18 protein-coding genes are annotated in these 18,901 nt (G+C 50.1%); 7 read left to right on the top strand and 11 right to left on the bottom strand.

Annotated elements, in window-relative coordinates:
• Positions 1-16 precede the first annotated feature (16 nt).
• The 7 genes from A8707_RS02660 to A8707_RS02630 all read right to left on the bottom strand — a co-directional run bounded on the left by A8707_RS02660 (position 17) and on the right by A8707_RS02630 (position 7,567).
• Positions 17-319: a 50S ribosomal protein L23 gene (locus tag A8707_RS02660; protein WP_068814859.1), complete on the bottom strand. Its 303-nt coding sequence runs from the start codon at positions 317-319 to the stop codon at positions 17-19.
• Positions 312-944 (bottom strand): 50S ribosomal protein L4, encoded by a 633-nt coding sequence (gene rplD, locus A8707_RS02655; RefSeq protein WP_068814857.1) that lies wholly within the window; start codon positions 942-944, stop codon positions 312-314. Before rplD ends, A8707_RS02660 begins: the two co-directional genes overlap by 8 nt.
• A gap of 17 nt (positions 945-961) precedes the next feature.
• Positions 962-1,609, bottom strand: coding sequence for a 50S ribosomal protein L3 (gene rplC / locus A8707_RS02650; RefSeq protein ID WP_068814856.1), 648 nt, complete (start codon positions 1,607-1,609; stop codon positions 962-964).
• 490 nt (positions 1,610-2,099) lie between these two features.
• A complete protein-coding gene (locus tag A8707_RS02645) occupies positions 2,100-4,112 on the bottom strand; it encodes a DICT sensory domain-containing protein (protein WP_068814855.1) in 2,013 nt (670 codons plus the stop codon).
• Positions 4,113-4,419: 307 nt separating this feature from the next.
• Positions 4,420-4,896 carry a 2-C-methyl-D-erythritol 2,4-cyclodiphosphate synthase gene (gene ispF, locus A8707_RS02640; protein WP_068814853.1) on the bottom strand — a complete coding sequence of 159 codons (477 nt, stop codon included), beginning with the start codon at positions 4,894-4,896 and terminating at the stop codon, positions 4,420-4,422.
• 42 nt (positions 4,897-4,938) lie between these two features.
• A complete protein-coding gene (locus tag A8707_RS02635; protein ID WP_068814851.1) occupies positions 4,939-6,393 on the bottom strand; it encodes an aromatic ring-hydroxylating dioxygenase subunit alpha in 1,455 nt (484 codons plus the stop codon).
• A 70-nt stretch (positions 6,394-6,463) separates the two neighbouring features.
• Positions 6,464-7,567: a class I SAM-dependent methyltransferase gene (locus tag A8707_RS02630; RefSeq protein ID WP_068814849.1), complete on the bottom strand. Its 1,104-nt coding sequence runs from the start codon at positions 7,565-7,567 to the stop codon at positions 6,464-6,466.
• Between the two features lie 63 nt (positions 7,568-7,630).
• Between A8707_RS02630 and A8707_RS02625 the strand changes: the two genes are divergently transcribed.
• The 4 genes from A8707_RS02625 (at position 7,631) to rfbD (ending at position 14,099) form a co-directional block, all read left to right on the top strand.
• A complete protein-coding gene (locus A8707_RS02625) occupies positions 7,631-8,854 on the top strand; it encodes an amidohydrolase family protein (protein WP_068814848.1) in 1,224 nt (407 codons plus the stop codon).
• Between the two features lie 436 nt (positions 8,855-9,290).
• A complete protein-coding gene (locus tag A8707_RS02620) occupies positions 9,291-10,553 on the top strand; it encodes a glycosyltransferase family 1 protein (protein WP_068814847.1) in 1,263 nt (420 codons plus the stop codon).
• Positions 10,554-10,585: 32 nt separating this feature from the next.
• A complete protein-coding gene (glf, locus tag A8707_RS02615; protein ID WP_068814846.1) occupies positions 10,586-11,731 on the top strand; it encodes a UDP-galactopyranose mutase in 1,146 nt (381 codons plus the stop codon).
• A 112-nt stretch (positions 11,732-11,843) separates the two neighbouring features.
• Positions 11,844-14,099, top strand: coding sequence for a dTDP-4-dehydrorhamnose reductase (rfbD, locus tag A8707_RS02610; protein WP_082906198.1), 2,256 nt, complete (start codon positions 11,844-11,846; stop codon positions 14,097-14,099).
• Here the strand turns inward: rfbD and A8707_RS02605 are convergent, their stop codons facing one another.
• Both A8707_RS02605 and A8707_RS27830 read right to left on the bottom strand, forming a co-directional pair.
• Entirely contained in the window at positions 14,100-14,930 is an 831-nt protein-coding gene (locus A8707_RS02605) for an aldo/keto reductase (protein WP_068814844.1), read from the bottom strand.
• A gap of 22 nt (positions 14,931-14,952) precedes the next feature.
• Positions 14,953-15,189, bottom strand: coding sequence for a hypothetical protein (locus A8707_RS27830; RefSeq protein ID WP_156518324.1), 237 nt, complete (start codon positions 15,187-15,189; stop codon positions 14,953-14,955).
• Positions 15,190-15,196: 7 nt separating this feature from the next.
• Here A8707_RS27830 and A8707_RS28865 point away from each other — a divergent pair, with 7 nt between their 5' ends.
• Complete coding sequence (locus A8707_RS28865) at positions 15,197-16,606, top strand: AAA family ATPase (RefSeq protein ID WP_068814842.1); 1,410 nt, start codon at positions 15,197-15,199, stop codon at positions 16,604-16,606.
• A gap of 2 nt (positions 16,607-16,608) precedes the next feature.
• Here the strand turns inward: A8707_RS28865 and A8707_RS02595 are convergent, their stop codons facing one another.
• Both A8707_RS02595 and A8707_RS30120 read right to left on the bottom strand, forming a co-directional pair.
• A complete protein-coding gene (locus A8707_RS02595) occupies positions 16,609-16,803 on the bottom strand; it encodes a hypothetical protein (RefSeq protein ID WP_068814840.1) in 195 nt (64 codons plus the stop codon).
• Between the two features lie 12 nt (positions 16,804-16,815).
• Positions 16,816-17,343, bottom strand: a complete 528-nt coding sequence (locus A8707_RS30120; protein ID WP_068814839.1) for a pentapeptide repeat-containing protein — start codon at positions 17,341-17,343, stop codon at positions 16,816-16,818.
• Between the two features lie 48 nt (positions 17,344-17,391).
• Between A8707_RS30120 and A8707_RS02585 the strand changes: the two genes are divergently transcribed.
• The gene (locus tag A8707_RS02585) at positions 17,392-17,724 is read left to right on the top strand and encodes an arsenosugar biosynthesis-associated peroxidase-like protein (RefSeq protein WP_068814836.1); all 333 of its coding nucleotides are present in this window, start codon (positions 17,392-17,394) and stop codon (positions 17,722-17,724) included.
• Between the two features lie 36 nt (positions 17,725-17,760).
• Positions 17,761-18,873 (top strand): arsenosugar biosynthesis radical SAM (seleno)protein ArsS, encoded by a 1,113-nt coding sequence (gene arsS, locus A8707_RS02580; protein WP_082906196.1) that lies wholly within the window; start codon positions 17,761-17,763, stop codon positions 18,871-18,873.
• The last annotated feature ends 28 nt before the right edge of the window (positions 18,874-18,901 follow it).

Here is an 18,901-nt window from a genome sequence, read left to right as displayed (position 1 = left end):
CTACTCTCAGGGGTTTCTAAACTTCAGGGAACAAGGTGATTGAATCCCCATCAGCGAGGGTGACGATCGCTTTCTTGTAGTGAGGTCTGTGACCTGCAAACTTGCCGACGCGACGAGCTTTACGAGGCGGATGCTGAGTCGTCACGCCCGTCACCTTGACTTCAAACATCAGTTCGACAGCTGCCTTAATCTCAGGCTTGGTCGCCTTGGGCTGAACCTCAAAGGTGTATTGGTTGAGTTCCAATCGCTGAGTCGCCTTCTCAGTAATGATCGGACGACGAATCAAATCCGCTAAGCTGCGGGGGCTAAAATCACTCACCGTATACCTCCTGGATCTTTTCAAGAGCAGCAGGGGTTGCCACAATGTAGTCGGCTGCCAGCAAATCAAACACGTTGAGATTGTTTGCCGAGATCAGTCTGAGCTTCTCAATGTTGCGAGCCGAGAGATAAACCATCTCGTTGCGCTCTGCCATAATAATCAGCACTTTCTTATCTGGCTCAATGCCCCAACGACTGAGCGCCTGCACCATTTCTCTGGTTTTAGGACGAGGCAACTGAGCTGCAAAATCCTCAACCACAATCAAATCAGCGACCCGACTTTGGAATGCAGTCCGCAGTGCCAATCGCCGCTCTTTGCGATTCATTTTGATGGTGTAATCTCTGGGTTTAGGTCCAAAAATTACGCCGCCGCCCCGCCAAAGCGGAGACCGAATCGACCCAGCACGGGCGCGTCCCGTTCCTTTTTGTCTCCAGGGTTTACGTCCACCCCCGCGCACTTCTGCACGAGTTTTGGTCGAGGCGTTGCCCTGACGCTGGTTCGCCAATTGACGAACCAGCGCGCGGTGAACCACATGAGCCGCACTTTCTTCTCTGGCGACTTTAAGCTCGATCGAGGCTTGCCCCGCGTCGGCTCCCTGCCAGTCTTTTACTACACAATCAACCATTTCTGCCTCCTTCTGCCCTAGCGCCCAACTTTCTTAGCGGGCATGATTTGCACCAGAGCACCGGGCTTGCCGGGAACTGCTCCTTTAATCAAAATCAAGTTCCGCTCTACATCCACTCGCACCACGATCAGCTTTTTGATCGTGACTTGCGTTCCGCCCAAACGACCCGCCATGCGCTTACCGGGGTAGACGCGCCCAGGGGTGGTGCCTGCGCCCGTCGAACCGGGAGCGCGGTGGTTTTTAGAACCGTGAGACATAGGTCCTCGTGCGAAGTTGTGACGCTTCTGATACCCCGCAAAGCCCTTACCAATGCTGGTGCCCGTCACATCGACAACTTGACCTGCTTCAAAGATATCTGCTTTGATTTCTTGACCTAGCTCATAAACACTGTAGTCTTCTGAAGGAAGATATTGGCGCATCTCAGTGAGATGGCGCAGAGGAACAGAACTGGATTTGGCGAGGTGCCCCAATTCAGGTTTGCTTAATGACTTGACTCGTGTTTCACCAAACCCGATTTGAACAGCGGTATAGCCGTCTGTTGAGCGGGTTTTAATTTGGGTGATTGGGCAGGGTCCTGCCTGAATGACGGTGACGGGAACGGCGAGTCCTGTTTCGTCAAATACTTGAGTCATGCCGAGCTTTGTGCCGAGAATGCCGACAGCCACGGTAACTGGTCTCCTTTTCTACACACTTGGATATAGCGAAGCCGCGATTTTTAGACGCAGATTCGTTATCGGAACGGATTCCACGGTCTGAGACCAGATGAATCTTACCTCTCTAATTTAGGAGGCAGCGGATTCCGCATTTCTTTAGACACTTTGGTCGATTGTGCAAAGCGGCTTGAGAGGAACCGAATCGGCTCTGCTCTTTTGTGCTTCTCCCGCCTGGACTTGAACAGGGGACTGCTCAGTATCCGTGAATGGCTGGGGTTAGACGCGCAAGCTGGGTTTTGCAAACCCTGAAGAAGTCTTTCGCTTCTTCGCCCGAAGTCTCGAAACAATTTCATTCACACGAGATGAAGAAGCTTTCTGAGATGCGCTACAGCATATCACTATAGCTCAAATCCGATAACTTGCTCACGGAAACTGCACGATTAGAAATTTAGCGACAATTAAACATACTAAGGCAGGAGTGTCTCGATCGTCTAGTTATTTTCTAATTAGTTTTGCGCCGCCGACTGGAGACGGGTTTCTTTTCTTGAGGGCTAGGTTGCACGATCGGAATCGTAAAGTGAAACTGACTGCCGCGATCTTTGCCGTCTGACTCTGCCCAGATGCGCCCACCCCAACCCGCAATGATTTGCCGACAGATGGCGAGTCCGAGTCCGGTGCCGCCCGTAGTGCGTCGCAAGGCTCCTTCCTCTTGATAGAAGCGATCGAACACCGTTTCGAGTCGGTTAAATTCGATGCCTCGTCCGGTGTCGGCGATCGTGACTTCTAGCATTCTGCTGTCGTTGTGGTGCGCTTCAATAGTGATTTGCCCATCAGAGTCTGTGAATTTGCACGCGTTGTTGAGCAGTTTAGAAATGACTTCTACGAGCCATTCGCCATCGACCTGTACGAGGGGCAACTCAGTTGGGAGGCGAGTCGTGATTTTAGGCAGAGGAGCGTTGTATTTGTGCGACTGAAGACTGCTGAGCGCCAGATCGACACACTCCTCAAGGGGCAACGGTTCGAGTCGCCACTCAATGCGACCGCTTTCGAGGCGAGAGAGGGTGAGGAAGTCTTGAATTAGCTTTCGCATCCGATCGGCATCTGTCAGCGCTGAGTTGAGCATCACCTGACGCAAGTTAGCCGACATATCGGGTTCGGTGGCGAGGCTTTCGAGACAGACCTGGATGGTAGAAAGAGGAGTTCGTAGCTCGTGCCCGGTAATGGCGATCAGGTTGCTGCGAGTCCGATCGAGGGCTTCTAGCTGCTGGTTGAGGTCTTCTAAGTTGGCGTAGGCTTCGGCTTGAATGAGGGCAACCCCAATTTGAGTGACGATCGCTTCGACCATCTCTAATTCGCTGCGCTCTAGCTTGTGGGGAATAGCGTTGCAGTAGTGCAGTTCGACGATGCCCAATAGCTGGTTTTGGTTGAGAACGGGCACCATGAGCCACGATCGGATCTGTCCATTTTGAGTGAGACCGCGCTGATCCCTTGACCGCTCATCAACGTGCGTGTCTTCAAGGTAAACAGGCTCTTGCTTTTGAATAACTTCCTGAAAGATCGGATTTGCCTGTAGCGACCAGGTTTGACCCACGAGCGAGTGTGTCTCAGAGACTGACGGCTGGTTCCTAGCGTTGCCTGACCCTGAATACCCGCAGCTTCCTAAAAACTCATGCTCTAACGTTGCTGTCTCATCGGTTGATTTGCACCGATAAATCAGACAGCGACCTGCTCCTAGCACCGTGCCCAACTCTTGCACCGCGACTTGCAGAATTTCGTGGGGATTCAGCGACCGCCGCACTGCCGCCGTGATGGAATTGATCAACCGCTCTTTGCGTTCTTTCTCAGCGATCGAGCGATAGGCTTTTGCTAACTTATATTGTCCGGCTTGCAGGTAGGTCACGAGTCGCTCGGCAAACGGACCTGGATCGACTTGGTTAAAACCCTCATTGGCATCGGTTTTGAGCTTTGCCAACATCAGCTCAGTTTTAGCCGCCAGATCAGGACGATAGCGCTGAATGCGAGTTAGTAATAACTCTGCTGACTCACACACAATTTGGCGATCGAACGTCCAAATTCCTTCAAAGCGGCGAGACTGATCGACGTGCAAATCTTGAATGTTGGCAGGCGGATCGGGCTGTCGCCGCTCACGGCAAATTAGACACGAGGCGTAGTGTTCTCCCAGCACGACCAAATGCCATTCTTGGCTCAACGCATCGGCTGGCTCAAACGCGATCATTTCATAATCTTGAGAGCGCTCGGAGAAATCAGTTTCAGGAGCCGCCAAGACATAAACTTGATCGGTGCGTTCTGCGATTCGTAAATATCGATGAGCTTCTTGCCGATAAAACCGCTCTCTCTGAAAGCTGGCGATCACCAGTGGGCGATCGACCCCCGCTAAAACTTGGTCTTCCATCGCGTGTGAGAGGGCGGTGAGTGAAGACTTGAAATAGAGTTGAGGGCGAATCTGAGGAAGGGCTTTTAGGAGTTCTTCGAGGATGGATTCGGAGATGATCATCGATGGTGCTGTACCAGCCAGACTGGATAACATCCGGCAATTAGAACTAAGGATGCCCTAACTGACGAATCAAATAGGTGGGAGGTTTTCAATGGAACCGTAGCAGCAACCGTATGAGCCACGACTCTGCCTAAAATTGTAAAGGCTTAACGTCATTCTGCTGCTATCTCCTAGTCTTTCTTAACCACTAGAGATATTCCTTTAGATCCCAACCCTTTATGTCGAGTTATGTAAGGGCACAGTTTTTTGGATCTTGTCTTTAGTTTAGTCGTTTTTAATGGTTTCGTTAACGGCGATCGGTGTCACGCTATTGCTCTAACAACACCACGGCATGAGCGACGATCGCTTCTTCGCGTCCTACTGCGTCGAGTTTTTCGTTGGTGGTGGCTTTGATCCCGACTCGATCGGGCGGCAAGTCGAGAACGGTGGCGAGGCGCGATCGCATCGCTTCAATATGGGGCTTGAGTTTTGGTCGTTCAGCCACCACTACTGAGTCGATATTGCCGATCTGCCAGCCTTTGTCTTGAATCAACTGATGCACTTGGGCAAGCAACACTAGGCTATCGGCTCCTGCCCACTGGGGATCGGTCGGCGGAAAATAGTGCCCGATGTCTCCCAAACTCAAGGCTCCCAGCATGGCATCCATAATGGCGTGGGTGAGAACATCGGCATCGCTGTGCCCTAGCAGCCCGGTTTCGTGATCGATTTTGATGCCGCCTAAGATGAGGTCGCGTCCCCTGACGAGGCGGTGAATGTCATATCCGTTGCCGATTCTGATGGTCATGGGATGTTAATCAATCAGGTTCCTGAGCATTCAGACTTTAGCTTATTTTGCGTTGGGATCACCTTGAGGCGTTGGGCTTCGTCGCTTTTCTGCCAGGTTGCGCGGTGCTGTGGTCTGCCCTTGAGAAAATCGCTTTTCAAGCCGATCGAGCGCGATCCAAATCAGTCCAGACACCGCGATCGTGACACTTGAAATCACTGCCGCCAATGGAGTGTTTATCCAAAAGGGCAAAATTGGAATAGTCGCGAGTCCGATCGCGCCAGCGCCGACGCAAACGGTTTTGATCTGCTGAATTTTGGCGAGGGCGGTGCGACAACTGGCGCAGCTTTTGGTGTGGGAGTGATAGCGATCGAGCAATTGCTCTTCTGACAAAGCCGGAGTCAACTTTTTGCCCCAAAAGGGATCGGCTTGGTATTGATTGACCCACTGCCGTAACTCAGCCACAAAGCGATCGGCTTTAGTAGGCAGATAAAACGCCTTCGCAAAATTGGGACTGCCGCCCTGATTTTCTAAATAGCGCTCTTGACGGTGGAGGAAAATTTGATCGTCTTCGAGAATGGCGTTTTGGCTGGTGTGAGAATACCAGCGAGGCGTGAGTTTGATGAAAAATGCCGGAATTTTTGAGGAAAACTTAAACGGGAAAATCGCAAACAGCCGACATTCTCCTTTACGGATTGGGGTCGCATAAACGACGGTGAGCGTTCTGCCAAACTGTTTTGAGGTGAGATCGTGCCACATTAAGCCCGGAGCGATAAAAGTGGTGTCTTGCCGCCCCAAAGTGCCTCGCCGCGGACCTTCTTCCCACACGCCCCGAAAACCCTGACGATCGGACTCGACCACTTCTAAATCAACGGGGGCAGCGTTGGCGCGATTGCCGACTGATTTGTGGTGCGTGAAGGGCAGATGACTAGAATCGAGCACGTTTTCTAGCAGCGTTAGAGCATCGTAGGGCAGATCGCGAAAGGTGCTGAGACAGACCCACTCGTTCGGAGATTCGTCTAGCGCATCGACGATCGGCACGGTGACTTTTTGAGCATTTTCGGGTTGACCTGCGTAGACAAACAACATTCCCTGACGCGTGGCAGTCGGCAGCGAGTCAACACAAGCTCTTTTAGATTGATGAGCCATTGCATCTGCGCTTTGTTGAGGAATGCGATCGCACTGTCCGTCTCCTGCAAATGCCCAGCCGTGATAGGGACATTCTAGTAATCCATCTTCGGCGATTCTGCCCTGAGACAGGGGCGCGAGGCGATGAGGACATCGATCGTCAAACACTCGCCAGGATTGGGCTTGCCGATCCCACCAGATGACGAGATCGCGCTCCATCAGCGTGAAAGATGTCAGGGTTGCCGGGTCTAAATCTGCTAGATAGGCGATCGGATACCAGGCTTCTTTCCAGTCAAATCGAGTTGGGTCACTGCCCCCCGCCGGAAGGGAACTGTCTTCAATGTGGAGTTGAGGAGGCGCGATTTCGGAGACTCTACTGTCTATATTCATACAGGGCGCACGAGGCAAGGCTGACCGTTTGATTTTATCGCGTCTACGCTGAGTGTGAAGATTTGTCTACTCAGGAATGGCGTGCTGCTTCGATGCAGGTTTGCAGCGTGGCGGTGGTTTTGATCGCCTGGATATTGACGTGAGAGGCACAAGCTCGATAGCCCATCGTCTGAAGGGTTTTGATTAAGTGCGATCGCTTAGGAATATCCAGCTTGCCGCGTTTGCCGATCTCGCCGAGCGTGTAGAAATAAGGCGGCAAATCCGATTCTTCTGCCATTGTGTTGAGCAATGTCGATTGTTTTGACCACTGCCACTGGTCTGCAAGGCTGGCGAGTTTGTGCAACTGCTTAGAATTGTGCAGCGCTCCGAGCCACATTGCGCCGCCGATCGTCAGCCAGTGACCATCGTGAGCGCAATTAGTTCGTCCCAACTCTCGCCACGAAACGGTTTGATAATCGCCGCAGCGATGACAATAGCCCAGCAGTCCGTAGGTTTGACTGTCGAGCTGAGGACGGGCAACCAGGCGTAGCATCACCCGATAAGTTTCGCCCAAAAACAGCGAGAACACTGGCTCAACTCCTAATCCTTGAGCCGCTGCGATTTGCTGAATGCTGCCGATCAAGATTCTCAACCCTTGTTCATGCGCTGCCGGGTGAGAACGGGCATAACTTCCATAGAGCGCTAAACAGGCATCGGGTGCGTGTCCGGTAGTGCTGCGTCCGTCGGTGCTGGTGACGTAGAGCAAACCTCCGATCGCAACTGCCCCCAAACAAAAACTCAAATAAGGGGCAGGAGAACCAAAGCAATCGACATCGACTAAATCATAAAAATCGTGACGATCGCAGCACTCTAAAAATACGCGTTTGGCATCTTGATGAGTGACTTTAAAGGAGTTTGGAAGCGATCGTTCTAAATTTCCCCGCAGCACGGCACTGATTTCAGGATTGCTGTCATTTGCCCACACCCAATCTGCCTGACTTTCTAGGCAATATCGCAGCGATCGCACTCCCGATCCCGACATAGAATCTAAGACGCGCAACTGTCCAACGTCGGCGCGATGAACGGCAGCCGCTAACACTCCCAAGTCTCTTGCCATCTGACCAGCGGGACGGTAGAACGCGTTACCGACTCGAAAGGTCGCTTTTCCTTCAGTTTGCCAGTCTGAGTCGTTCATTTGCCCGACTTTAGAAAATGTGTGCAAGACTTCCAATATCTCACGTTTTCTCAGTGCGCTTTTATGGATTTAAAGATCACCCAAGCGGCTTTACCCGGACGTTTTGGCTATTGGGACATTGGCATTGTGGGCGATCGGATCGTCGAGATTGCCCCCACGATCGCGGCTCCCGCCACCACCGTCCTGAATGCGAATCAAAAGCTGGTGATTCCGGGTTTAGTCGATGCCCATTTTCATCTCGATAAAGCGCACTTGCTCGATCGCTGTCATGGCGTTGAAGGCACTTTTGTAGAAGCGATGCGAGAGACGTTGAAAGCGAAAAACGAGTTTACGATCGCCGATATTCAAACCAGAGCCAAACGGACGATCGAACGGGCGATCGGATTTGGGGTGACGGCAATGCGAAGTCATGTTGAAGTCGATTCAGTGACAAAGCTAACAGGAATGCAGGCGTTGATGCCGCTTCGTCAAGCCTATCAATGGGGCATGACGCTTCAGCTTGCTGTCTTTGCTCAAGAAGGAATCACCAACCAACCAGGAACCCTAGATCTACTACGGCAAGCGATGCACTTGGGCGGTGATGTGATTGGGTCTGCTCCTTATGTTGATCCCGATCCAGAACGTAATATTCGGATTGTGTTTGACATTGCTCAAGAATTTGATTGCGATATCGATTTCCATTTAGATTTCTTAGAGGATGAATTACCGCTCTCGTTACCGTTTGTGATTCAAGAGACGTGTCGTCGAGGTTGGCAAGGTCGAGTCTGTTTGGGGCACATGACTAAATTGGCGGCATTCTCTCCAGCAGAGCTATCAGCGATCGCTCCTGCGATTCTAGAAGCGGGAATTTCAATTCTGGCGCTTCCGGCTTCTGATATTTATATGATGTCTCGCAATGATACCCACAACGTTCGTCGGGGTGTTGCACCGATCCATCATCTCGCTGAGATGGGCGTGAATGTCGGATTAGCTGTTAACAATGTGCAGAATTTGTTTACACCGTTTGGCGATGGCGATGTGCTAAAGATCTGTACGCTGTTAGCGCAAGTGCTTCAGCTTGGCACTACAGCGAGTCATGAACTGTGTTTGGAGATGGCGACTAATCGGGCGGCTCAAGCGATCGGACTTCCCAACCACGGTTTGGCTCCTGGACGGTCGGCAGATTTAGTCATCCTGACAGTGGAAACGGTAACGGACGCGATCGGGGCGGCACCTAGCGATCGCACGGTGATTAAAAATGGAAGGATTGTTGCACAGAGTAAATTACAGCAGGAATTGTTTCAGTGATTGTGGAGACGTTTTAAGGAACTATCACTGACTTCTAAAGTGTTCTCTTTCAACCGATCTAAGGCTAGAAACCATTAATTTTGCCTGTTAGCTCAAAGGCGGCTTTTTGCTACTTTCAAATAACAATAGCTCTTTAAAAATAGGCGCTTGTCCACCCCAAATTAAATAGATAAATTAACGAGTTCCGTATACAGCAACACTGTAATAAATCGAAGATTAACTGACAATATCATCTCACAAGACAAAACTTCTATCTCAAGGTGGAATTAGGTTTACCTTCCTTTAGATGGAAGATAAAAGAGAATAATTACCTCTATGTTATTATCAGTCGGCTTTGCAGCAAAAACGAGTTCTGTAATTGAGACGTTAGCCCACTGTGACTAACCGCTTAACATCCCTATCAACCATTCAATATTTAATCTATTGAGACACTTCTATGTCCCAATCTAATTCTTCAATCACTTACGATCTCGTTCAAAGTTCATCAATACAGGGCGAAAAACACTTAAAGCTGCGTTGGTCAAATCAAGATAGTTCTCTTTTAAAAGATGCGTTTCCAGGGGTGCCTGATCTCGTCTGCTTATCTCACTTGCGCTGGGATTTTGTCTATCAGCGTCCTCAACATCTGTTAACTCGGTGCGTTCAAGAACGTCGAGTTTTCTTGATTGAGGAGCCTTTTTTTGACAGCGAAGATCAGGCATGGTTATCCCTAAGTCAGCGCGAGTGTGGAGTTTGGGTGGTGGTGCCTCATCTCCCGCAAGGGCTAAGTCAAAGAACGACGATCGCCCTTCAAAAACAGCTATTAGACGAGTTGTTTAAAACCTGTGGCATTCGCGATTACATTTTTTGGTACTACACGCCGATGGCGTTAGCCTTCACCGATCATCTTCAGCCGTTGGCGATCGTCTATGACTGCATGGATGAACTGTCTGTGTTTCAAGGGGCACCGCCTGAGCTACGACAGCGAGAAGCCGACCTGTTTCAGCAAGCAGATTTGGTCTTTACGGGTGGACAAAGCCTCTATGAAGTCAAGCGACATCAGCATCCCAACGTTTATGCGTTTCCGAGCAGCATTGATGTCACTCACTTTGTTCAGGCGCGTCAGGCGATCGACGATCCCGTTGACCAAGCCAACATTCCTCACCCGCGTCTTGGTTTTTATGGCGTGATTGATGAGCGCATGGATATTGATCTGCTGAAAGGAGTCGCGATCGCTCGTCCTGACCGGCAGTTGGTGTTGATTGGACCGATCGTCAAAATCGATCCCGCATCTCTGCCGCAGCTTCCGAATATCCACTATCTCGGTGGCAAATCTTATGCGGAGTTGCCTCACTATCTAGCAGGCTGGGATGTCGCGCTGCTGCCGTTTGCCCGCAACGAATCGACTCGATTTATCAGCCCGACCAAAACCCCCGAATATCTCGCTGCCGGAAAACCCGTCGTTTCTACCTCGATTCGTGATGTTGTACGCCCCTATAGAGACTTAGGACTGGTGCAGATTGCCGACAGCGTGCCTGAATTTGTGGCAGCCGTTGAAGTCGCACTGCAAACAGCCCAGAAAGATTCTGAATGGCTCGATCGAGTCGATGCGTTTCTCGCTCAAAACTCATGGGACAAAACTTGGGCAAGCATGAGCCACTTGATCGAGTCGGCAGTTTCGACGGTTAAACCCTCAGCGATCGCGTCAAAAGACGGCTGAAACGATTCAAATAATAAGTAGGAAGTATCGCTATGTTTGATTATCTAATTGTTGGTGCAGGATTTGCTGGCAGCATTTTGGCAGAGCGACTTGCAAATCAGTCGGGCAAAAAAGTGCTGATTGTTGATATTCGCAACCATATTGGCGGCAATGCTTACGATCACTATAACGAAGCCGGAATCTTGGTGCATAAATATGGTCCGCATATCTTTCACACCAATTCTCGCGATGTGTTTGAATATCTGTCGCACTTCACAGAATGGCGGCGCTATGAGCATCGAGTGCTTGCGAGTGTTGATGGTCAACTGGTTCCAATTCCAATCAATCTCGACACCATTAACAAACTTTATGGGCTGAAACTCAACTCCTTTGAGCTTGAGAAATTCTTTGAGTCAGTTGCAGAACCCAAAGACTCGATTCGCACCTCTGAAGATGTGGTAGTCAGCAAAGTTGGGCGAGAACTGTATGAAAAGTTCTTTCGCAACTACACCCGCAAACAGTGGGGCATTGACCCTTCTGAGCTAGATAAATCGGTTACGGCTCGCGTGCCTACTCGCACCAATCGCGACGATCGCTACTTCACTGACACTTATCAAGCGATGCCGCTCCACGGGTTTACTCGTATGTTTGAAAATTTGTTGAACCATCCCAATATCAAGGTGATGCTCAACACCGACTATCGAGAAATTCGAGACATCATTCCCTTTAAGCAAATGATCTACACCGGACCTGTAGACCAATTTTTTGATTATCGGTTTGGCAAATTGCCTTATCGATCGCTCGACTTCAAACACGAAACGTTAAATGAGTCTGTTCATCAATCTGCGCCTGTTGTGAACTATCCCAACGAGCATCTCTATACGCGAATCACTGAGTTTAAGTATCTCACTGGACAAGAGCATTCTAAAACCAGCATCGTCTACGAGTTCCCGAAAGCAGAAGGCGATCCTTACTATCCGGTGCCGCGCCCTGAGAATGCAGAACTCTACAAAAAATATAAAGCCTTAGCCGACGCAGCGCCTAACGTAGAATTTGTTGGACGACTTGCCACCTACAAGTATTACAACATGGATCAGGTTGTGGCTCAGGCACTCTCGGTTTATGCAAAACTTAGCGATCGGACTCGCTGGCAGCCTGAAGAGAAAAATGGTCACGCGCTTGCAGGAACGGTGCGTTGATTGGAATTCATGAAGGGAGACGTTCTACCGGAACGTCTCTACAGCGTCGGGTGGCTCTAGGGATCAAGGCAGCACATCCGATCGCTCGGCAAATTTGGATTGGAGTTTGGGGATGAGAATATCGACAATCAGCCAGCCGTTAGAACGCTGGCAACCACACGATCGCGCACAGATTTTAGCTACTCACACTCAAAAATCTGAAGTTGAACTGTGGGCAGGTGTAGAATGCACTGTGAATCGTGTGGGTAATGACTATTTTGATCAGTTAGAACGCAATGGACACGCTAACCGTATCACAGATTTAGACTTATTTGCGTCGCTAGGAGTCACCGCAATTCGATATCCTTTACTATGGGAACGGATTGCTCCAGCATCGCTCGATCGCGCCGATTGGCTATGGGCAGATCAGCGATTGCAACGACTGCGAGACTTAGATATCGATCCGATCGTCGGCTTAGTTCACCACGGGAGCGGACCTGATCACACGAGTCTTATAGAACCCGATTTTCCTGAAAAACTGGCTGAGTTTGCCAACGCAGTGGCGACTCGCTACCCTTGGGTAAACCACTACACCCCGATTAACGAACCTCTGACCACCGCCCGGTTTAGCGGCTTATATGGTCACTGGTATCCTCATGGACACGATCCCTCGACTTTCGCGCGTGCCTTACTGAATCAATGCCGCGCGATCGTGCTGTCGATGCAGGCGATTCGTCAGATCAATCCTCAAGCGAAACTCATTCAGACCGAAGATTTAGGGAAAGTGTTTAGCACTCCCTCGCTGACTTATCAGGCAGATTTTGAAAACGAGCGGCGCTGGTTAAGCTTTGATCTGCTGTGTGGCAGGCTCGATCGCGCCCATCCTCTTTGGGGTTATTTGGGCGAACTTGGAATTTCAGACTCCGATTTAAGTTGGTTTCTAGACAATTCTTGTCCGCCCGATGTATTGGGCATCAACCACTATTTGACCAGCGATCGCTTTTTAGATGAACGGCTCGATCGCTATCCTGCTCAACTTCACGGCGGCAACGGCAGACACGCCTATGCTGATGTCGAAGCCGTTCGCGTTCGTGCTGATGGCATTTTTGGACATCACAATCTTCTGCAAGAAGTCTGGAATCGCTATGGTCGATCGATGGCGTTAACTGAGGTGCATTTAGGCTGCACTCGTGAGGAACAACTGCGATGGCTTAACGAAGCCTGGACTGCGGCAAACCGACTGCGCAAATCGGGAGCCGACGTTCGAGCCGTCACTGCCTGGTCGCTGCTCGGTGCCTATGATTGGAACACGCTTTTAACGCGAAGTGAGGGATTTTATGAACCGGGCGTGTTTGACTTGCGATCGCCCACTCCCCGCCCAACTGCCCTCGCCCATATGCTGCGCCACCTGGCTAACGGACAAGACTATGCTCATCCAATCTTGCAAGAGCCGGGATGGTGGCGACGATCGCAGCGCTTAGTTTATCCATCTGTGATGGCAATGGATGCGCCATCAGGGTCTTCTCAACACGAATCACCTCCTCAAAAAGTCTCAGCCCCGATCGTGATCACCGGGGCTACAGGAACTTTGGGACGCGCCTTTGCCCGTCTGTGTGAGATGCGGGGCATTCCCTATCGGCTGCTGACGCGGCAAGATATGGACATCACTGACTCACGATCGGTGACTCAAGTGTTAGCAGATCTCAAGCCTTGGGCAGTCATCAACACTGCTGCATATGTTCGCGTTGATGATGCCGAGCAGCACCCGCATTTGTGTCGGCAAATCAACGCCGACGGAGCCGCTATTCTCGCTGAAGCCTGCGCCGAGCAAGACATCTCCTTTGTCACGTTTTCATCAGATTTGGTGTTTGATGGCAACCAGACAGAACCCTATGTCGAAAGCCACGAAGTCGCGCCGTTAAATGTCTATGGACACAGTAAAGCGATCGCTGAACAATGGGTTTTAGCCACCAATCCGCGTGCCCTTGTGATTCGCACCAGCGCCTTTTTTGGACCTTGGGATGACCATAATTTCTTGACGATCGCCCTTCGCACTCTGGCATCGGGTCAGCCATTTTTTGCCGCAGACGACACGGTGATTTCTCCAACCTACGTCCCTGATTTGGTAAATGCCACCCTCGATTTGCTGATCGATCAAGAATGTGGACTGTGGCACCTGGCAAATTTGGGAGCCGTTAGCTGGGCAGAATTTGCTCAAGAAACTGCCCGTCTCGCTGGGTTCAATCCGTCTCACGTCGAAGCGTGTTCGACTCGATCGCTAAAGTTAGCCGCGCCTCGTCCGACTTACACCGCCCTCACCAGCGAACGAGGTATTTTGCTCCCTTCATTGGATCGGGCGATCGGGCACTATCTCCAAGCGTGTGGCTGATTAAAGCATCTGCAAAGGTTGCGGTTGACGTGGACGTGGAAACGCTTTATCTAACGCTGAGAGATCCGTCTCAGTTAATGAAATTTCTAACGCTGCATAGTTTTCTTGAATGCGATCGCGCCGACTTGATTTTGGAATCACGATCACATTTTCTTGATGCAATAACCACGCGATCGCCACTTGTGCCGGAGTCACCTTCAGTTGGCTGGAGATCGTCACGAGAGCGCGATTTTTTAGGATTCGACCTTGCTCGATCGGAGAATATGCCATCACGGGAATCTGATGCTGACGACACCACGGCAAAACATTCCACTCGATTCCTCGGCGGCTGAGATTGTAGAGCACTTGATCGGTTGCGGTGAGATGACGATCGAGACGATGCGCCTCTTCTAAGTCGTCTTGGTCAAAATTGCTCACGCCAAAATCCCGAATTTTTCCCGCTTGCTGTAATTCTAGAAACGCTTCAAACGTCTCCGCAAGGGGAACTGAGCCACGCCAGTGCAGCAGATAAAGATCTAGATAATCGGTTTTCAAGCGCTTTAAACTCCGTTCGCAGGCTTGAATCGTTCCCTGTCGAGTGGCATTGTGAGGATAGACTTTGCTGACTAAGAAAATGCGTGATCGTTGCCCTGCGATCACATCCGCGACGATTTCTTCTGCACCCCCTTCGCCGTACATTTCTGCGGTGTCGATCAGCGTCATCCCTAACTCAACGCCAAACTTTAGAGCATCGGTTTCTGACGATCGCTGTTTCGGTGTTTCTCCCATTCGCCAAGTTCCTTGACCCAAAACTGGAATCGCCGCCCCTGACGGAAGTTGAATCGTTCGCATAATGAATCTCCGATGTGGATGCTTAATGACTTTGCCGATCGTAGAGAAATATCTTAGACGGCTCCTCTGGCGAATGATAGGGAAACTTGTGTTTGTCAATATCAATTTTATTTTTGACTAATAGATTGTGGGTCATGGCGAATTCGGAGAGACGTTCCACCGAAACGTCTCTACGGGGTCGGGTAAATTCGTTATCCAATGTTGCGATCGTGTCGAATTCTCGATATCGTGGCTGAGATGGAACGCCGCGATTATTCAAACACGCTATGAATTACAGGCTGCTCAGACAAGAAGCAAATCTGCTCTACAAATCTCTATCGCCGCTCTTGACGGTGAATGCAACGTTTGCAGAAGTCATTCTGGTTGATTTAGCCAAGATGATTCAACTGTGTGGGCGCAGCAGTGGCAATGTTCGTGAGGCTGAACTGCTGGCATATCTCGTGATTTATGCGCTGGTTAAACGCGATGCTGAAAAGCTAGACGTGGCAATCAATCGGTGGGACACGTCTGCAGATGAACGCATTAACTATCAGAAGTTAACGCTGCAAATTATCTTAGACTTCACCCAAAATCAGCCTTCTGACGCATTTCAGTTGCCCTCAATCCTAAATCGCTTGGACGAAGAAAAAGGAACTAATTATCTGGGGACAGCGATTAATGCGATTTATAAATTTGCTCAAGCGATCGTCAAAGCCGATGGCACGGTCAGTTTGCAAGACCTGGATGCACTCTCCTTAATCTGGCAACAACTCCACTCTTATCGCAAGTTAGCCACCTATCAAGACGGTCTGCCTGCGACTTCAAATCAAGCGTCTGATTCAGCCGATCTCGATCGAGTCTTAGAAGAGGCACTCGCCGAACTCAACGACCTGACCGGAATGAGCAACATCAAAGAAGAAGTGAAGACGCTCGCCAACTTTCTTAAAGTGCAAAAGATTCGATCGGAGCGAGGGTTAGCCAAAACAACCGTCTCCCTACACGCAGTGTTTTGCGGTCCGCCTGGAACGGGGAAAACTACCGTTGCGAGATTAATGGGACGCATCTATAAAGGATTGGGATTCCTCACTCAAGGGCATTTGGTCGAAACCGATCGCTCTGGAATGGTCGCGGGATACGTCGGTCAAACTGCAACACAAGTTGATAATCTCGTCAAATCAGCGCTGAACGGAGTGTTATTTATTGATGAAGCTTATGCGCTAGTGCCCGGAGAATCGGGGCGTGATTTTGGGCAAGAAGCGATCGATGTTTTGCTCAAACGCATGGAAGATCACCGCGATCGCTTGGTTGTGATTGTGGCAGGCTACACCGATGAAATGACGACGTTTATCGAGTCAAATCCGGGGTTAGAATCGCGCTTTAATCGCTATTTTTATTTCAATCATTACAAGCCCGAAGAGCTGCTCGCGATCTTTGGAAAAATGGGCAACAAAAGCCATTTCAAGCTGGCTCCGGGCACAGGTGAAAAACTGCAAAATTTGTTTGAAGACTTGTACGAGAATCGAGATAAAACCTTTGGCAACGCGAGACTGGTTCGCAACTTATTTGAGAAAAGTCTTGAGCGGCAAGCCAACCGATTAGCGGTGCTTTCGTCTCTCAGCGACGAGTTGCTGACCACGCTATTGCCTGAAGACATTCCCGATCGGGTGTCTGGCGTTCAGACCGGAAGAGAAACCTAATTTTATTGTTTGAATGCAATCGCCCATCGGTCACACCAAACTCCCGTAGAGACGTTTCGGTGGAACGTCTCCCCGCCATCGGGTAAAGGCAAAATTTTTGAATACGATCGTGATTCATCGGTCATCGCATAATCAATAAGACGTTTCACCGAAACGTCTCTACGATGTTGGGTGAATCCATTATCGATCTCATTCATGGGTCTGACGAATCATTTCTGTTTATATTCGCTCCCATCTGGCATTCTGGCACCTCCCATCTTCGCTCCTTCTAGCGTTGCTCCTGCCATTTTTGCTTTGACAAAATTAGCTTTTTGAAGATTGGCTTGATTGAGGTTTGCGCCTCTGAGATCGGCTCCTTCTAAAATGGCTTCTTGCAAGTTTGCACCCGACAGATCGGCGTTTCTCAAATCTGCCCCAAATAGATTAGCTTTGGTTAAATTTGCGCCCTGCAAGTTGGCATCTTTGAATTGAACCAAGGCTAAATTGGCACGATCGCCGTTAATCTTTGTCAACGTCGCAGAGTTGAGTTTAGAGCCTTGCAGTGCCGCCCCACTGAGATTAGCACCTGTCAGATTAACGCCATCTAAGACATAGCTATAGAGACTTGCCTCTGATAAATCACAGTTTACACATTCGCCAGAATTGAGTAACTTTTGCACCTGAGTCGGATTAGCAGCCATCACAGCCGCCCCTAGCGTTAAGCTCAAAGAGAACGCGATCGCAAGAGAACGTTTCATAATAATCGGTTGCACATGAATTGAGTTAAGCATATCGGAGGAGACCCCGTGGATAACTATTACAAGCCAGAACACTTGCCTCATTTTGGTCAAATCGCGGAGGGCAACCCTGAATTGGCAGAGAAGTTTTTTGCTTATTATGGAGCCGTCTTTGCAGAAGGAGCGCTGTCAAAGCGAGAAAAAGCGTTGATTGCGCTGGCGGTTGCTCATACCGTTCAGTGTCCTTATTGCATTGATGCTTATACTAAAGAATCGTTACAGCAAGGCTCAGACCTAGAGCAAATGACTGAAGCCGTACACGTTGCGACTGCTATTCGAGGCGGCTCGTCTCTGATTCACGGGTTGCAGATGTTAGATCACGTCAACAAACTGACAATGTGATGCAGATATGAGTCGAATCAATTGATAAAGCACAAAATGAAACTTTCTGACTCGATCGCCCCCTCTGATTCGAGCCGTCAAACGGCACCCAGACCTGCATCTCTGCTCAAACGACACTCGCCCTTGTCGTCTTCTGACTATCAGCACGAGGTTTTAGCGGCGGTTGACCTCGCGCAAACATCCCATAAAGGAGACTTTGCTCAAACGCTCGCAGCAAATCGTTGGCAGCCACTCACGCCCGCAAAATTAGAGATCTTTCAAATCAACATTGGTAAACTCTGCAACATGAGTTGTCGTCACTGCCACGTCGATGCCGGACCCGATCGCACGCGAGAAAACATGAATCGCGAGACGATCGACCTGTGTTTACGCGCGCTTGATCTCACCGACGCTCACATGGTGGATATCACGGGGGGCGCACCTGAGCTAAATCCACATTTTCGTTATTTGGTCGATCACTGCGTGGCGCGAGGAAAACACGTCATCGATCGCTGCAATCTCACCGTGCTGCTGCTGCCCCGCATGGAGGACTTGCCGCAGTGGTTCGCCGATCGAGGAGTCGAAATTGTCTGTTCTCTCCCTCACTATCGCCAACGCAACACCGATGCTCAACGCGGCGACGGGACATTTGAGAAGTCGATCGAGGCACTGCATCGACTCAACGCCGCAGGCTATGGACAGGGAAATCCTCATCGTCAGTTAACCTTGATGAGCAATCCAGTCGGGGCATTTTTGGCGAGTGGTCAAGCGAAATTAGAAGACGAGTGGAAAGCTGGACTGCAAAAAAATTATGGAATTGGCTTCGATCGCTTAATCACCCTCAACAATATGCCGATTTCTCGCTATCTCGAATGGTTAGAGCAATCGGGCAATTTGCAGCAATATATGGAACTGTTGGTAAATTCATTTAATCCAGCGACGGTGGCGGGTTTGATGTGTCGCAACACGATCTCAATCTCTTGGGATGGGCGATTGTATGACTGCGACTTTAATCAAATGCTGGAGTTGGAGTGTCAAGATCAGGGTGAACGAATGCACCTACGAGACTTTGACCCGATTCGATTGGCGGCGCGGCAGATTGTTACCGATCGTCACTGTTTTGGCTGCACGGCAGGGGCAGGAAGCTCTTGCGGAGGCGCATTAGATTAGCGGTTATCGTCATAGATTTGTGTAGAAC

Origin of the sequence: Phormidesmis priestleyi BC1401 (assembly GCF_001650195.1) — a bacterium.
Taxonomy (GTDB): Bacteria; Cyanobacteriota; Cyanobacteriia; order Leptolyngbyales; family Leptolyngbyaceae; genus Phormidesmis_A; species Phormidesmis_A priestleyi_B.
The sequence above is the reverse complement of the archived record's forward strand: the minus strand, read 5'-3'. Positions and strand labels throughout refer to the sequence as shown.

Bases quoted from the DNA above. Each gene is read 5' to 3' on its own strand.
- A8707_RS30120 (WP_068814839.1), bottom strand. From the start codon at position 17,343: ATGAAACGTTCTCTTGCGATCGCGTTCTCTTTGAGCTTAACGCTAGGG.
- ispF (WP_068814853.1), bottom strand. From the start codon at position 4,896: ATGACCATCAGAATCGGCAACGGATATGACATTCACCGCCTCGTCAGG.
- A8707_RS02595 (WP_068814840.1), bottom strand. From the start codon at position 16,803: ATGAATGAGATCGATAATGGATTCACCCAACATCGTAGAGACGTTTCG.
- arsS (WP_082906196.1), top strand. From the start codon at position 17,761: ATGAAACTTTCTGACTCGATCGCCCCCTCTGATTCGAGCCGTCAAACG.
- A8707_RS02625 (WP_068814848.1), top strand. From the start codon at position 7,631: ATGGATTTAAAGATCACCCAAGCGGCTTTACCCGGACGTTTTGGCTAT.
- A8707_RS02630 (WP_068814849.1), bottom strand. From the start codon at position 7,567: ATGAACGACTCAGACTGGCAAACTGAAGGAAAAGCGACCTTTCGAGTC.
- glf (WP_068814846.1), top strand. From the start codon at position 10,586: ATGTTTGATTATCTAATTGTTGGTGCAGGATTTGCTGGCAGCATTTTG.
- rfbD (WP_082906198.1), top strand. From the start codon at position 11,844: ATGAGAATATCGACAATCAGCCAGCCGTTAGAACGCTGGCAACCACAC.
- rplD (WP_068814857.1), bottom strand. From the start codon at position 944: ATGGTTGATTGTGTAGTAAAAGACTGGCAGGGAGCCGACGCGGGGCAA.
- A8707_RS02605 (WP_068814844.1), bottom strand. From the start codon at position 14,930: ATGCGAACGATTCAACTTCCGTCAGGGGCGGCGATTCCAGTTTTGGGT.
- A8707_RS02645 (WP_068814855.1), bottom strand. From the start codon at position 4,112: ATGATCATCTCCGAATCCATCCTCGAAGAACTCCTAAAAGCCCTTCCT.
- A8707_RS02635 (WP_068814851.1), bottom strand. From the start codon at position 6,393: ATGAATATAGACAGTAGAGTCTCCGAAATCGCGCCTCCTCAACTCCAC.
- A8707_RS28865 (WP_068814842.1), top strand. From the start codon at position 15,197: ATGAATTACAGGCTGCTCAGACAAGAAGCAAATCTGCTCTACAAATCT.
- A8707_RS02620 (WP_068814847.1), top strand. From the start codon at position 9,291: ATGTCCCAATCTAATTCTTCAATCACTTACGATCTCGTTCAAAGTTCA.